The organism is Marinomonas ostreistagni, assembly GCF_016888445.1.
Lineage (GTDB): Bacteria > Pseudomonadota > Gammaproteobacteria > Pseudomonadales > Marinomonadaceae > Marinomonas > Marinomonas ostreistagni.
Genome location: NZ_JAFEKF010000006.1, coordinates 1 through 14,951, shown reverse-complemented (window position 1 = coordinate 14,951; position 14,951 = coordinate 1). Strand labels below are relative to the sequence as shown.

Annotated in this window: 11 protein-coding genes, 6 tRNA genes and 1 rRNA gene; 16 read left to right on the top strand and 2 right to left on the bottom strand. The window is 47.2% G+C overall.

Annotated features, from left to right (window positions below):
* Positions 1-119 precede the first annotated feature (119 nt).
* Positions 120-1,637: a coiled-coil domain-containing protein gene (locus JQX58_RS13640; RefSeq protein WP_204147416.1), complete on the top strand. Its 1,518-nt coding sequence runs from the start codon at positions 120-122 to the stop codon at positions 1,635-1,637.
* On the opposite strand, the gene JQX58_RS13635 is transcribed toward JQX58_RS13640, so the two are convergent.
* Complete coding sequence (locus tag JQX58_RS13635) at positions 1,634-2,086, bottom strand: regulatory protein RecX (RefSeq protein ID WP_204147415.1); 453 nt, start codon at positions 2,084-2,086, stop codon at positions 1,634-1,636. The two genes, JQX58_RS13640 and JQX58_RS13635, sit on opposite strands and share 4 nt — an antisense overlap.
* 174 nt (positions 2,087-2,260) lie before the next feature.
* Between JQX58_RS13635 and JQX58_RS13630 the strand changes: the two genes are divergently transcribed.
* The 11 genes from JQX58_RS13630 to JQX58_RS13580 all read left to right on the top strand — a co-directional run bounded on the left by JQX58_RS13630 (position 2,261) and on the right by JQX58_RS13580 (position 9,915).
* Complete coding sequence (locus tag JQX58_RS13630; RefSeq protein ID WP_204147414.1) at positions 2,261-3,520, top strand: D-amino acid dehydrogenase; 1,260 nt, start codon at positions 2,261-2,263, stop codon at positions 3,518-3,520.
* 9 nt (positions 3,521-3,529) lie between these two features.
* A complete protein-coding gene (gene alr, locus JQX58_RS13625; RefSeq protein ID WP_204147413.1) occupies positions 3,530-4,618 on the top strand; it encodes an alanine racemase in 1,089 nt (362 codons plus the stop codon).
* A 219-nt stretch (positions 4,619-4,837) separates the two neighbouring features.
* Complete coding sequence (gene alaS / locus JQX58_RS13620) at positions 4,838-7,456, top strand: alanine--tRNA ligase (RefSeq protein ID WP_204147412.1); 2,619 nt, start codon at positions 4,838-4,840, stop codon at positions 7,454-7,456.
* Positions 7,457-7,507: 51 nt separating this feature from the next.
* The gene (locus JQX58_RS13615) at positions 7,508-8,749 is read left to right on the top strand and encodes an aspartate kinase (RefSeq protein ID WP_204147411.1); all 1,242 of its coding nucleotides are present in this window, start codon (positions 7,508-7,510) and stop codon (positions 8,747-8,749) included.
* A gap of 133 nt (positions 8,750-8,882) precedes the next feature.
* The gene (csrA, locus tag JQX58_RS13610) at positions 8,883-9,071 is read left to right on the top strand and encodes a carbon storage regulator CsrA (RefSeq protein WP_204147410.1); all 189 of its coding nucleotides are present in this window, start codon (positions 8,883-8,885) and stop codon (positions 9,069-9,071) included.
* A 62-nt stretch (positions 9,072-9,133) separates the two neighbouring features.
* A tRNA-Ser gene (locus JQX58_RS13605) sits at positions 9,134-9,223 on the top strand.
* A 10-nt stretch (positions 9,224-9,233) separates the two neighbouring features.
* A tRNA-Arg gene (locus tag JQX58_RS13600) sits at positions 9,234-9,310 on the top strand.
* Positions 9,311-9,378: 68 nt separating this feature from the next.
* Positions 9,379-9,455 (top strand) — tRNA-Arg (locus JQX58_RS13595).
* 22 nt (positions 9,456-9,477) lie between these two features.
* Positions 9,478-9,554, top strand: a tRNA-Arg gene (locus tag JQX58_RS13590).
* A gap of 185 nt (positions 9,555-9,739) precedes the next feature.
* Positions 9,740-9,829: transfer RNA gene (locus tag JQX58_RS13585), tRNA-Ser, on the top strand.
* A gap of 9 nt (positions 9,830-9,838) precedes the next feature.
* Positions 9,839-9,915, top strand: a tRNA-Arg gene (locus tag JQX58_RS13580).
* 32 nt (positions 9,916-9,947) lie between these two features.
* Here JQX58_RS13580 and JQX58_RS13575 read toward each other — a convergent pair.
* Entirely contained in the window at positions 9,948-10,856 is a 909-nt protein-coding gene (locus JQX58_RS13575) for a tRNA dihydrouridine synthase (RefSeq protein ID WP_204147511.1), read from the bottom strand.
* Positions 10,857-11,070: 214 nt separating this feature from the next.
* Here JQX58_RS13575 and JQX58_RS13570 point away from each other — a divergent pair, with 214 nt between their 5' ends.
* From JQX58_RS13570 to JQX58_RS13555, 4 genes are all read left to right on the top strand, one after another.
* The gene (locus JQX58_RS13570) at positions 11,071-11,316 is read left to right on the top strand and encodes an OadG family protein (protein ID WP_204147409.1); all 246 of its coding nucleotides are present in this window, start codon (positions 11,071-11,073) and stop codon (positions 11,314-11,316) included.
* A gap of 30 nt (positions 11,317-11,346) precedes the next feature.
* Complete coding sequence (gene oadA, locus JQX58_RS13565; protein ID WP_204147408.1) at positions 11,347-13,143, top strand: sodium-extruding oxaloacetate decarboxylase subunit alpha; 1,797 nt, start codon at positions 11,347-11,349, stop codon at positions 13,141-13,143.
* Positions 13,144-13,160: 17 nt separating this feature from the next.
* On the top strand, positions 13,161-14,333 hold the full coding sequence (locus JQX58_RS13560; RefSeq protein WP_204147407.1) for a sodium ion-translocating decarboxylase subunit beta: 1,173 nt from the start codon (positions 13,161-13,163) through the stop codon (positions 14,331-14,333).
* Between the two features lie 544 nt (positions 14,334-14,877).
* A 16S ribosomal RNA gene (locus JQX58_RS13555) occupies positions 14,878-14,951 on the top strand; the annotation flags it as partial.

Sequence of the window (14,951 nt, the reverse complement as noted above, 5' to 3'; positions counted from 1 at the left end):
AAAGCAGCCATTGGCTGCTTTTTTACGTTTAGGCGTGTTAAAAAGCGTAATGGGCTATGGTGTCTTAATTTTTGAACAACTATTCTTAAATTTAAATAACAGAAAGATAAGGAATGCTGATGACGCTTTTTACCATGCTACTGATTGCAACAGGTGTGTCCTTAGTGATGCTGCTGGCCAGTACGTGGTGGTATATGCGTGCACGCCGTCAGCATCCGGCGCCTGCTGCTGAGCAAGCAACGTCTACTGAGCCTGCCTTAGTGCAAGACACTGCTGTGCATGAGTCATCACCGCAGCAACTGTGGCTTGAGCTGTTGGATCAACAAGCTGAGCTTTGTGAAGAACTCATCAGTGAGCAGCAAGCTTTAGGTGAAGATGATCTTGCTTTACGTTGTTGGCAAGCTTTTTTAGCAGTTGAGCGGGCGTTGTTAGAGGCCAATGAGCGTGATGTGGCGCCTTATCTTGAACACTTTGATTTTGTCCTCGAGCGTCTAAAGCAGGCTCAGGAAATCGATGCCTTGCTCAAGCAATTGTCGGTCAGTAACAGTTTGTTGAAAGAGCTAAATAAAGTTGTCCAAAAAACCGATGAAACCGTTTTTAAACAGATGAACATCACAGCAAATCTCAACCTTAAGCTTGATTCGTTGCAGGCTAAGCTGCAAGAGGAGCCTGCTCTGGATACGGCCTTATCTGAGATTCGTGTTGAATTGGCGACTATGTATGAGTTTGCTGAGCGTTTGCGTGAGAGCATCAAGACGAACAATGTTGCCCAAGATGATGGCTACCTGGGCCTGTTAGAAGACTTTTTGGGAAGTGCGCCAAACGATAGTTTCTTGGCGCCGATGAAGACAGAGCTGGACGAAAAAGTAGAAGAACTACAGCATCTGGCACAATATCGCAGCCAGGTAATAGAGGAGCTAAAAACGCGTCTTAAAGAGCAACGCGGCTCAGAAGATGGTCATCAGGATTTTCTTGCTGAGTACGATGTGGCGTTTGCTCGTATGGAGAAGAATCTACTTGAGAGCAATAAAGTCATTAAAGCCTTAGAGCACAAGTTGGAAAGTCTGCAAACGATCAAATATAACCTCAATGTAGACGTGCGTAAGCGTGAAGAAGAGCTTAAGAAAAAAGACCAAGCGCTCAAAATCTCCAGTGCTTCACAAAATGCTCAAGACGCCTTGGCACGCGAGCAAAATTCGGTCGATGCTTTAGCTGACTTGATGGATGCGGCGCCTTTAGATCAAGATTTAGCGGAGTTTGAAGAGGCGCAGTCTGGTAAATTGGCCAAGTTGCAGCAGCTAATTAATGAGTCTGAACTTTACGTGAATGTGCTGGAGCAGGATTTAGATAAAGAAAAGAGCGAGCATGAGCAATTGCTCAGCCGCTTAAATCAAGAGTCTCAAGGCGATGAATTGTCTCCGCATGAGCAGGAGGAAATGGAAAATTTGCGCGAAGTGAACCGTGAGTTGGAAAATGAAAAGCGCAGTCTGCAGGAGCAAATCGCCAACGCCAGTGAAAATAATCGTGATGTGGTGCAGCTACAGCAACGCATTGCCGAGCTGGATGCAAAAATTGAAACGGTTCAGACTAACTACGTTAATATGGAAGAGCGCTACTTAAACTCATTGATGTCTTAATCTTCGAGTGGGTCGAATTCGATCGCGTAGCGCACTTCATCAAAATTGAAACCACGATAGACCAAGTAACGGGTCTGTTTGCCTTTGGCTTTAAAATCTTTTTCTACGTTCTCACCAAACTTTCGCTGTTTGAGTTCGAGTGCCAGTTCAAACCAATCTACTTCTAATTGATCCAGCGCTATGCGCGCCATTTCGTCACTGATGCCTTTTTGTCGCAGTTCGTTTTGAATGCGCTGACGGCCTAATGGTTTTGATGCTTTGCTGCGGGCAAATGATTCGGCAAAGCGCTGATCGCTTAGATAGTTGTATTCTTCTAGTCGCGTAATAGTGGCTGCGATTTGCTCGGCGTCAAAGCCTTTGCGCGTCAGTTTTTGCGTCATTTCTTTGACGGAATGCTCTCGGGCGCCCAAAAGCCAGAGCGCATAATTGAAACTATCTTGCTGGGTCATAAAGCCTGTCTTGATTGCGTGTTGAGCGAGCAAAATAGCATGAAATTGCAGGAATAGAAAAATTTGAAAATTTATATTTTTGTTTTCACTTATTCTGTTTAATTGATTATTAATAGTGAGAAAAACTGCAAATCTTTTGTGATAATAGTGGATAGTTCTTTTGTGGAGTTGTTTATGAGAGTTTCTATCTTAGGTGCTGGCGTTATTGGTTTGACGTCAGCTTATTATTTGGCCAAGCAAGGCGTGTCGGTTACTGTGATTGATCGCCAGCCTGGGGTTGCACTAGAAGCTAGTTTTGCCAATGCAGGGCAAGTCTCACCAGGTTACTCTGCGCCATGGGCTGCGCCGGGTGTGCCGCTGAAGGCGGTGAAATGGTTGTTTCAAAAGTATGCCCCGCTAAAAATAAGCCCTGAGCTAGAGGGCAAGAAAATTGCTTGGCTATCGAAGATGTTAGCTAACTGCACACAAAAGGCGTACAACACCAATAAATCGCGCATGATGGCGTTGGCAGAGTACAGTCGTGATTGTTTTATCGATCTGCGCCAAGAGCTAGGCATTCGTTACGATGATGGCCAAGGCGGCACTATGCAGCTGTTTCGCAGTGATGAGCAGGTAGCAGGGGCGATCAAAGATATTAAAGTCTTAGAAGCACTAGGTGTGCCTCATGAAGTGCTGACACCAGAGCAGATTCTACTGACAGAGCCAGGTTTGGCGCCGACGATTCATAAGTTCAAGGGCGCGTTGCGCTTAACGGGCGATGAGACCGGCGATTGCTTGATGTTTTGTGAGGCGTTGAAAAAAGAGTGTGATGCGCTAGGTGTCGAGTTTAAATTCAACACTAGCATTGACCGCTTGGTAGTAGAGCACAATAAAGTAACCGCAGTAGAAACGTTAGAAGCAGGGCGCATCGATTGTGACCAGCTACTGGTTTGTTTAGGTAGTTACTCTAAAGAAATGCTTAAAGCAGTTGGCTTGGATGTGCCTATTTATCCGGTTAAAGGCTACTCTTTGACCGTGCCGATTAGCAACCCTCAGTGTGCGCCAACCTCGACCATTATGGATGAGACCTACAAAGTTGCTGTGACGCGCTTAGGCGATCGCATCCGTGCCGCGGGAACCGCGGAGCTTGCCGGTTATAATTTTGATCTACCGAAGGCGCGTACAGATACCATTGCTCATGTGGTGGGCGATGTCTTTCCACAAGGGGCTGATTTGACGCTAGCGGAGTATTGGACAGGTCTGCGCCCTATGACGCCAGATGGTACGCCAATCATTGGGGCGACATCGATTCAAGGGCTTTATCTTAATACGGGCCATGGCACATTGGGTTGGACGATGAGTTGCGGTTCAGCAGCCGTTATTGCTGATATACTACTGGGTAAGCAGACGGCGATTGATACGTCTGATTTAGCTATAAAACGTTACGCACACTAAGGGGCATAGATGTCAAGGCCACTTACAGCGACCGTCGATTTAGAGGCGATCCTGTCAAATTATCGTTATGCAAAGCAGTTACATCCTACGTGTAATGCGTTTGCTGTTGTAAAAAGTAATGCTTATGGGCATGGTGCCGTGCGTGTTGCGCAGCATTTGGAAGGTGATGTCGACGCCTTTGCCGTGGCGACTATTGAGGAAGCATTGGAGTTACGTGAGGCGGATATCGAATCGCCTATCATGTTGCTTGAAGGTATTTTTGAGCCGCAAGAGTGGGCGCTATGCGTTGAGCATGGTTTGTGGAGCGCCCTCGAAAACCGCATGCAGCTTGACAGTTTGTTAGCCCAAGAGGGCTTTATCGAAAAAGTATTTCTTAAGCTGGATTCTGGCATGCACCGTTTAGGTGTCACCAAAGAGCAAGCGCCTGAATACGTTAAGGCATTGCGCGAGTCTGGCAAAGTAGGTGAAGTGATTCTAATGACGCATTTTGCCTGTGCCGACGATCTGGCTGATTTAACCACTATGAAGCAGTTAGGGTATTTTGAACAAACTCGCCAGTTGATCGGTGAGATTGGTTCGAGTGTTGCTAATTCGGCCGCCATTATGAAATGGAGTGTGCCGGAAGGTGGCTGGATTCGCCCTGGCATTATGCTGTATGGCATTTCGCCGTTTGCGCAATTAAGTGGTGCTGAGCTGGGCTTAAAGCCTGCGATGCAGCTGACATCGAAGGTAATTTCGGTGCGCCAAGTTGAGGCGGGCGATCACGTAGGCTATGGCTATACCTATACAGCACCTGAAGCACATACGTTGGCGACCATTGCGGTAGGGTACGGCGATGGTTATCCCCGTGCGGCAGAATCAGGTACGCCGATGTTGATCAATGGTCGTCCTGCTGAGCTTGCAGGGCGTGTCTCTATGGATATGATCACTGCTAAGCTAAGTCACTCAGATGCGGCGATTGCCTTGGGTGATGAAGTTGTTCTATGGGGCGAGGGGGTACCGGTGGAGCGTGTCGCTACTTGGTCAGACACCATTGGCTATGAGCTAGTAACACGTATGACGGCTCGCCCACATTTAGTCTACCGTGATGCAGACTAGTCACTTACCTTTCTGATCCTCACACTCATTGTTTGCCTGCGGTGCAAACAATGAGTGATTTCCTCATATTGCGTGGCAAAATCTTTCTTTAGGTTTTGATCAAAGCTACACTTTGCGTGTACTATTTTCTCCTTTTATTGTGCCGACAAGTCTTTGTGGTAAGGCTTTTCGCCTCATTCAATTCGCCAGATATTTATAGAGATAGAGTCTCATCCGATTATGAAGAGTTCTGAGTTACGCCAGTCATTTTTGTCTTTCTTTGAAAGCAAGCAGCATCAGATCGTCGAATCCAGTTCCTTGGTACCAAGCAACGATCCGACTTTGTTATTTACCAACGCCGGTATGGTGCAATTTAAAGATGTGTTCCTTGGTGCCGAGCAGCGCCCTTACACACGAGCGACAACCTCACAGCGTTGTGTGCGCGCCGGTGGTAAGCACAATGACCTAGAAAACGTAGGTTACACTGCGCGTCACCATACCTTCTTTGAAATGTTGGGTAACTTCAGCTTTGGCGATTACTTCAAACAAGACGCGATTGCGTTTGCTTGGGAGTTTTTGACCGGTGTCTTAGGTCTGCCGAAAGAAAAACTGTTGGTCACTGTTTACGCTGAAGACGACGAAGCTTACGGCATTTGGAAAGATCAGATTGGTGTGCCAGAAGATAAAATCGTACGCATCGGTGACAACAAAGGCGCTCGTTACGCGTCAGATAACTTCTGGGCGATGGGTGATACTGGACCGTGTGGCCCTTGTACTGAAGTATTTTACGATCACGGCGAACACATCTGGGGTGGGCCTCCAGGCTCTCCAGAAGAAGATGGCGATCGCTTCATCGAGATTTGGAACGTTGTATTTATGCAGTACAACCGTTCTGCTAACGGTGAAATGGCGAACTTGCCGAAGCCATCGGTCGATACTGGTATGGGGCTTGAGCGTATTGCAGCGATTCTGCAGGGCGTGCACTCAAACTACGAAATCGACTTGTTCCAGAACCTAATCAAAGCAGCCGCTGACGTCGTTGGAACAGACGATTTGTCGTCGCAGTCTCTACGCGTTATCGCTGACCACATCCGTTCGTGTTCTTTCATGATCGTAGATGGTGTGGTGCCAGCTAACGAAGGTCGTGGTTATGTATTGCGCCGTATCATTCGTCGCGCCGTGCGTCACGGTAACAAACTGGGTCAAAAGCAACCGTTCTTCCATAAGCTAGTGGAAGCGTTAGATGCTGAAATGGGCACTGCTTACCCAGAACTGACGAAACTTAAAGATCGCGTTGCGTCGATTCTACTTAAAGAAGAAGAGCAGTTCGCTAAAACTCTGGATCAAGGTATGAAAATCCTAGACGAAGCGATCGCTAATCTAGGTGATAGCAAAATCATTCCAGGTGAAACCATCTTTAAGCTTTATGATACCTATGGCTTCCCTGCTGATTTGACTAACGATGTGGCGCGCGAAGCTGAGCTTGAGATCGACGAAGAAGGTTTTGAAAAAGCTATGGAAGAGCAGCGTGCTCGTGCGCGTTCTGCTAGCAACTTCAGTATGGATATGTCGGGCTCGGTCAGCGTTGACGGCAAAACTGAATTTACTGGTTACACCTACCTTGAAGGCCAAAGTCCAGTTGAGCAAATCTTAGTCGACGGCGAATCAGTTGATGCCCTGCAAGAAGGCCAAACTGGTTTAGTCGTTTTACAAGAGACGCCTTTCTACGGCGAATCTGGTGGTCAAGTCGGTGACCAAGGTTGGTTCCGTGGCCCAGCAGCAGTCAAAGTAAGCAACACCACTAAACAAGGCAAAGTGCATTTGCACCATGTTGAAGTGCGCGAAGGTACGCTTAAAGTGGGCGATGTTGTGACGACTGAGGTGGATCGTTCATTGCGTAATGCAACGGCCCTTAATCACTCTGCCACACACTTACTGCATGAAGCATTGCGTCGTGTTGTTGGTGATCACGTGCTACAAAAAGGCTCATTGGTGAACCCTGAGCGTTTGCGTTTTGACTTCTCTCACTTTGAAGGTCTGACTGCAGCAGAGCTTGAGCAAGTTGAAGATATGGTGAACGAGCAGATTCGTTTGAACCATGAAACCGTTACCGAGGTAATGGATATCGAAGCGGCGAAAGCGAAAGGTGCGCACGCGCTGTTTGGTGAAAAATACGAAGCACAAGTGCGTGTATTGACGATGGGGTCTGAGTACTCAATCGAACTTTGTGGTGGTACGCACGTTAAGCGCACGGGTGACATCGGTCTATTTAAGATTGTTCAAGAAAGCGGTATTGCCGCAGGCGTTCGTCGTATCGAAGCGCTGACCGGTAAAGCTGCGATCGATGCAACGCGTCAAACTGATGCATCACTGGCGCAAATTGCGGGGTTGTTTAAAGCCAGCAAAGAAAACGCGCTTGATAAAGTTGTTGCTTTAAATGATCAAGCTCGCGCTTTGCAAAAAGAGATCGAGCAATTGAAGTCTAAGCTAGCGGCGCAAGCGGGTGCGGATTTAGCGTCACAGGCGGTGGATATCAATGGTGGTAAGCTGTTGGTGACACAAGTAGAGATCGAAGATCCAAAAGGTCTGCGTGATCTTCTAGATGAACTTAAGAGTAAGCTTGAGTCTGCAGTTATCTTGTTGGCGGCGGTTAATGACGGCAAGGTAAGTTTGATTGCTGGTGTTACCAAAGAGCTGACAGCTAAAGTCAAAGCGGGCGATCTAATCAAGATGGCAGCGCCTTATGTGGATGGTCGCGGTGGTGGCCGTCCTGATATGGCGCAGGCAGGTGGTAGCAAACCTGAAGGTGTCGCAGAAGTGCTGGCGCTGGTACCTGACTGGGTCAACGAACGAGTTTAGTTTTGATGCGCCCCTTTTAAGGGGCGCTTTTTATTTGGGGAATGTGTAACGATGGCATTGTTAGTTCAAAAGTACGGTGGCACCTCAGTCGGCTCAGTTGAGCGTATCGAAGCAGTCGCGGATCGCGTGCTGAAGCACAAGCAACAAGGTGATGATATTGTTGTGGTGGTCTCAGCGATGAGTGGTGAGACGAACCGTCTAATCGAATTGGCTAAAAGTGTACAGGCAACGCCTGATGCACGAGAGATGGATGTGTTGCTGTCTACAGGTGAGCAAGTCACGATCGCGTTGTTAAGTATGGCGCTAATGAAACGCGGTCTGTTGGCTAAGTCTTATACGGGCAGTCAGGTGCGTATCACGACGGACAATGCTCACGGCAAGGCGCGTATTCAAGATATCGACACTGAAGCCATGAAGTCTGATTTGGCGGAAGGGAATGTCTTAGTGGTTGCTGGCTTCCAAGGGGCCGATGAACTTGGCAATATTACCACGCTTGGTCGCGGTGGTTCGGATACCACAGGCGTGGCCCTAGCGGCAGCTTTAAAAGCTGATGAGTGTCAGATCTACACAGACGTTGATGGCGTATATACAACTGACCCTAGAGTGGTTGATAGTGCTCGTCGACTGGAAAAGATAACCTTTGAAGAAATGCTTGAAATGGCGAGCTTAGGCTCAAAGGTGTTGCAAATTCGCGCCGTTGAATTTGCCGGAAAATATCAAGTGCCATTGCGTGTGCTATCAAGTTTTACAGAAGGCGAGGGCACACTAATTACGACTGACGGAGAGCAAAGTATGGAGCAGCCAGCTGTTTCGGGTATCGCATTTAATCGCGATGAAGCCAAGCTAACGATTAAGGGTGTACCAGATGTACCTGGTATGGCGTCAAAAATCCTAGGTTCGATCAGTGATGCGAATGTCGAAGTGGATATGATCGTACAAAACGTATCGATTGATGGCACCACAGACTTCACTTTTACGGTGCATCGCAATGACTTTGAAAAGGCCAGCAAAGAGTTGCACGCTGTAGCAGCTGACCTTGGTGCCAAAGAAGTCTTGCAAGATGACAAAATTGCCAAGGTTTCCATTGTTGGCGTTGGTATGCGCTCTCATGCTGGTGTGGCGAGCTCAATGTTCAAGGCGCTTGCACAAGAATCAATAAATATACAACTTATCTCCACATCCGAGATCAAGGTATCTGTCATAATTGATGAGAAATACATGGAATTGGCCGTACGTGCCTTACACTCTGCATTCAAACTTAACGAGCCGGATGCAGGTGTTAGCGAAGCGTAACACTTTTATACAAGTTCTATGCCTAGTTAGCTAGATTCGAGATAAGAGAGCGGCTACAATTCACTTGTCAGGAAATCCCTACAAAAGTGTCAGGGATTTCCTATTCTCACAAGGAAATTTAAGGAGAAGTGTAATGCTTATTTTAACTCGTCGTGTTGGTGAAACATTAATGGTTGGTGACGAAGTCTCTGTGACAGTCCTAGGCGTTAAAGGTAACCAAGTCCGCATCGGTATCAATGCGCCTAAGGATGTATCTGTTCACCGTGAAGAGATCTACCTACGTATTCAAAAAGAACAAGACGGCCAAGATTCAGAAAATTAATTTTTTTTGAAAAAAGCCTTTACATAACAAATAGGGGCTCTATAATACGCCGCACTTGTTACGGAGAGTTGGCCGAGTGGCCGAAGGCGCTCCCCTGCTAAGGGAGTATGGGGTGAAACTCATCGAGGGTTCGAATCCCTCACTCTCCGCCATTTTAAATGTGCATCCGTAGCTCAGCTGGATAGAGTACTCGGCTACGAACCGAGCGGTCGGAGGTTCGAATCCTCCCGGATGCGCCATTTAACAAATCACAAGTACAATTAACTAAAACTATCCTTTTAGTTAATCATAAGAAATTTAGATTTACGCATCCGTAGCTCAGCTGGATAGAGTACTCGGCTACGAACCGAGCGGTCGGAGGTTCGAATCCTCCCGGATGCGCCATCTAAACATTTCAAGTAGTTACGCATCCGTAGCTCAGCTGGATAGAGTACTCGGCTACGAACCGAGCGGTCGGAGGTTCGAATCCTCCCGGATGCGCCATTACTTCTTTGCTTCCCTCAGCAATCTTTCCCAATATCTTTATCGCTTTATTCCCCCGTTTTTTATTTCGACTGATTCGTTAGTATTGCGTCGAGTGATTGTTTTAATTCAGTTTTTTTTGAACTCATAAATGTAAATGGGTTGCGTTGATCGCATTAAACCATCATAATACGCCCCACATCGACGGAGAGTTGGCCGAGTGGCCGAAGGCGCTCCCCTGCTAAGGGAGTATGGGGTGAAACTCATCGAGGGTTCGAATCCCTCACTCTCCGCCATTTTGATAGGCATCCGTAGCTCAGCTGGATAGAGTACTCGGCTACGAACCGAGCGGTCGGAGGTTCGAATCCTCCCGGATGCGCCATCAATTCCCTTCCTCCTTACTTTTTATTCCCTTTATTTTATTGTTGTCAGAAGCTGCTTCAGCTCACCTATTGTCTGTGTGCTGCGAATGGCTTTTAGGTTGTCTGCGATAATTGGCCACTGGCGACGCAAGTGCGCGCTCCACTGTTTAATACGACCTAGGGTGGCGAAATCATCATAATGCTCGCTGAGTGTTTCCATATAGCTCGTCATTACGTCAAACAGCTCATCATAAGAGCCTTGCTCTCCACCTTTTAACTCACGAAATATGAATGGATTAGCCAAACTACCGCGGCCGATCATAAAATGCTGGCAACCAGTGATATCACGACACCGATCTAAGCTGTCTAGATCATAAATATCGCCATTGGCGATGATTTCCATCGATGAGCATTGTTGCGCCATGCGGATTTTCTCCCAACGAGCTGGCGGCCCATAGCCATCCTTTTTGGTTCTACCGTGAATCGTTAACTTTGCGGCGCCTGCTTGCTCTATGGCCATCAAGTTGTCCATAAATAATGCTTCATCCTGATAACCAAGTCGCATTTTGGCAGATAAAAGGATGTTATCGGGTAGGGCCTTTCTGACACTTTCGACTATATTAAAAAGCGCTGTCGGTTCTTGTAGTAGAAAAGAGCCGCCACCGTGACCGTTGACGCGTTTGGCTGGACAACCAAAGTTTAAGTCGATATGTGTTGCGCCAGCCGCCACTGCATTTTGTGCAGTAGCGGCCATAGTGGTCGGGTTGGAGCCAAGTAGTTGCACGTGTACTGGGTGTCCAGAGGAAGTAAGGGCATCGTGAGCCAGTTCTGGGACCAATCGTTTAAGTGCCAATGGTGAGGCATTTTGGGATGTCACACGTACAAACTCAGAGACTAAATAATCCATGCCGCCGATCTTGGAAAGTAGCGCTCGCATTGTATGATCCATGACACCTTCCATGGGGGCAACGGCGAGTATAGTGGTAGCAGTGCTAGGTGTATCTGATTGGTTTTTAAGTGAAGTCACGGGATCAACTGTTCTGCAAAAAAAATATGAAACTGTTATGGTTTGTGATACAAATAATCACATATTACGGACCTATTGTGCATAGTTATATGCGTTTGCGCCCTTGTAATCTTGCGTCTGAATTATTCAGATTTTTATGGAAAGTGCTATGAATAACTTAATAAACGACGGCTTAGGCTTGATGCTGTTGGGGATGGGATTTGTCTTCTTGTTCCTATGTATTTTGATCGTGGCTACGACTTTCATGTCAAAGTTAGTGGCTCGTTATTTTCCTGAAGCTGCCCCTGTGATTAAAAAGACTGTCTCGACGCCAACGCCAATAGGTGCTCAGGGGACAGATCCAAAAGTAGCCGCTGCCATCACTGCGGCGATTCACCAACATCGTAATCGTTAATTTTAATCAAGAAGATTAAGAGGTCACACCATGTCAAACAATAAACAACCTCTTGGCATCACGGATGTCGTATTAAGAGACGCTCATCAATCTTTGTTCGCGACGCGCATGCGTATTGACGACATGCTGCCAATTGCCGAGAAGTTAGACCAGATTGGTTTTTGGTCATTAGAGTCATGGGGTGGTGCAACGTTTGATTCATGTATCCGTTTTATCGGTGAGGATCCATGGGATCGTATTCGTGAGCTGAAAAAAGCGATGCCAAACACACCACAACAAATGTTGTTGCGTGGTCAGAATCTTCTTGGTTACCGCCACTACGCCGACGATGTTGTGACGAAGTTTGTTGAGCGTGCTGCTAAAAACGGTGTGGACGTATTCCGTATCTTTGATGCGATGAACGATCCGCGTAATCTCGAAACAGCAATCAAAGCCGTTAAAGGTGAAGGTAAGCACGCTCAAGGCACGATCTCGTATACTAAGAGCCGTGTGCATACGCTACAAAACTGGATCGATTACGCCAAAGCGCTTGAAGATATGGGTGCGGACTCGATCGCTATCAAAGATATGTCGGGTATTTTGACGCCTTACGATGCGTTCGAGTTAGTCGGCAAGTTAAAAGAGCAAACCCAATTAGAAGTGCAATTGCATGCGCATGCTACGTCTGGTTTGTCAGACATGACGATTTTAAAAGCCGTTGAAGCGGGTGTGGATCGTGTCGATACTGCGATTTCTTCGATGTCGATGACTTATGGCCACTCGGCAACAGAATCTATCGTTGCCGCGTTGCAAGGTACCGAGCGTGATACGGGTCTTGATCTTGCTAAACTAGAAGAAGTGGCATCTTACTTCCGTGGTGTACGTAAGAAATACGCTAAATTTGAGGGCTCTTTGCGTGGTACCGATTCACGTATTTTGATCGCACAGGTGCCTGGTGGCATGTTAACGAACATGGAAAACCAACTGCGCGAGCAAGGCGCATCCGATAAATTCGATGATGTGTTAGAAGAAATTCCGCGCGTGCGCGAAGATCTGGGTATGATCCCGCTGGTAACGCCAACGTCTCAAATCGTAGGTACGCAAGCGGTATTGAACGTTCTAACGGGCGAGCGTTACAAGTCTATTTCGAAAGAAACCGCCGGTGTACTGAAAGGCGAATACGGTGCTGCGCCAGCTGAGTTTAATAAAGACTTACAAGCACGTGTATTAAATGGTGCTGAAGCCATTACTTGTCGCCCAGCTGATCTACTTGAGCCGGAGATGGATAAGCTATCGGCTGAGTTGAAACAGTTGGCTAGCGAAAAAGATATTCAGTTGGCTGCTAACGAAATCGATGACGTTCTAACCTACGCGCTATTCCCTCAAATTGGCCTTAAATTCCTACAGAATCGTGGTGATGCATCGGCATTTGAGCCAGCGCCTACTTTAGAAGAGGCGAGCGCTGCACCAGCACCGGCAAAAGCTGCTTCAACAGAAGGCCCAGCTGTATACACTGTTAATGTGTCTGGGCAGAACTTTGTAGTGCAAGTCAGTGAAGGTGGCGATGTCAGCGATATCCAGCCAGCGGCGACAAGTGCTGCATCAGCGCCTCAAGCCGCTCCTGCGCCAGCGACAAGTGGTGAAGATGTGCCTGCGCCACTAGCGGGTAATATCTTTAAGGTTCTAGTGTCTCCTGGTCAGCAAGTTGATGAAGGTGAAACCTTGATGATTATGGAAGCGATGAAGATGGAAACTGAAATCTCAGCGCCAAAAGCTGGTACCGTCGCAGCAGTACATGTCAAAGAAGGTGATGCCGTGCAAGTCGGTCAGCCTTTGTTAGCGATGTAAGGATAGGTAGTTAGAACATGGAACAAAAATTACTGAACCTTTACCACGATACAGGCTTATACCAACTTGAGTTGGGGCAGGCGGCAATGATCGTGGTTGGCTTACTGTTGGTTTTCTTGGCAATCAAGAAAGGCTTTGAGCCATTGCTTCTGTTACCGATCGGTATTGGTGCAATCTTAGTGAACATTCCTGGAGCTGGCTTCATGGCCGCTCCAGTGTATGACGCGACAGGGCATATGGTTTCACCGGGTGGTTTGCAGTACTACATTTACCATGGTGGTATCGAGACGGGACTGTTTCCGTTAATCATCTTTATGGGTGTTGGTGCTATGACGGACTTCGGTCCGATGTTGGCTAACCCTAAGACACTATTATTAGGTGCTGCCGCACAGTTCGGTATTTTTGCTACGGTGATCGGTGCAGTGCTGTTGGGTGCATTTGGTATTATGGACTTCACGCTCGCCGATGCGGCAGCGATTGGTATCATCGGTGGTGCCGATGGTCCGACGGCTATTTTCGTTGCTAGTCGTCTAGCGCCTGAGCTATTAGGGGCTATTGCGGTAGCAGCTTATTCTTACATGGCGTTGGTGCCACTGATTCAGCCACCTATTATGCGTGCTCTAACGAGTGTTGAAGAGCGTTCTATTAAAATGGAGCAGCTGCGCCCAGTATCTAAAACGGAAAAAATCATCTTCCCGATCGTGGTAACGATTTTGGTGGCGATGTTCTTACCTTCAGCAGCGCCGCTGCTAGGTATGTTCTGTTTTGGTAACCTGATGCGTGAATGTGGTGTAGTTGATCGTCTAAGTGATACGGCACAAAATGCACTGATCAATATTGTAACTATCTTTTTAGGCTTGGGTGTTGGCTCGAAATTAAGTGCCGAAGCGTTTTTGAATATCGAAACGCTGGGTATTCTGTCGTTAGGCTTGATCGCTTTCTCTATCGGTACGGCAACGGGCGTACTAATGGCGAAAATGATGAATAAATTCTCATCGACCGCGATTAACCCATTAATTGGTGCTGCAGGTGTCTCTGCTGTACCAATGGCTGCACGTGTAGCGAACAAGGTTGGCCTGGAAGCAAACAAGCAAAACTTCTTGTTAATGCATGCAATGGGTCCAAACGTAGCGGGTGTAATCGGCTCTGCTGTAGCGGCAGGTGTGATGCTAAGTTACGTAGGCGGCTAATCTGTTTAGTGTTTAAGTGTATAAAAGCCCGCTGCTTATAAATAAGCAGCGGGCTTTTTCGTTTTTAGGCTTATACCGTGGCGTTGTGTCCCCCACCCAACTCATTTTCTGCTCCACGCGCAGGCGCGAATAGTCGCTCGAAAATTGTTGGGAGGGTGACTTACGCCAGAAAACTCATAGAGATGGTTAAATAATAAACGTCAAAAGCTTGTTATTGATCAATAAATGATCGGTTTGGCGGGTTGAGGCGCTTTAATGGCGTTTTTTTAAAATTAATTCAAAAAGTGCTTGCGTCAAAAATTCTGATGCGTATTATACGCACCCACTGACACGGACAACGCTTCACAGCAACGAAGCGGACAACGAGTCAGGCGCTCTTTAAAATAGATAATCAGATAATTTGTGTGGGCGCTCGCTGGAGACTTCTCAAAAACTTTGAAGTCTTAAGCAAGTGACCATGTCAATTCGCTTTACGTTCTTTAATCTTCGGGTTGAAGAATATAGTTAAAGTCAGACGTGATTCACGAGTTTGAGCAAACTTTTTAAACTGAAGAGTTTGATCATGGCTCAGATTGAACGCTGGCGGCAGGCTTAACACATGCAAGTCGAGCGGTAACA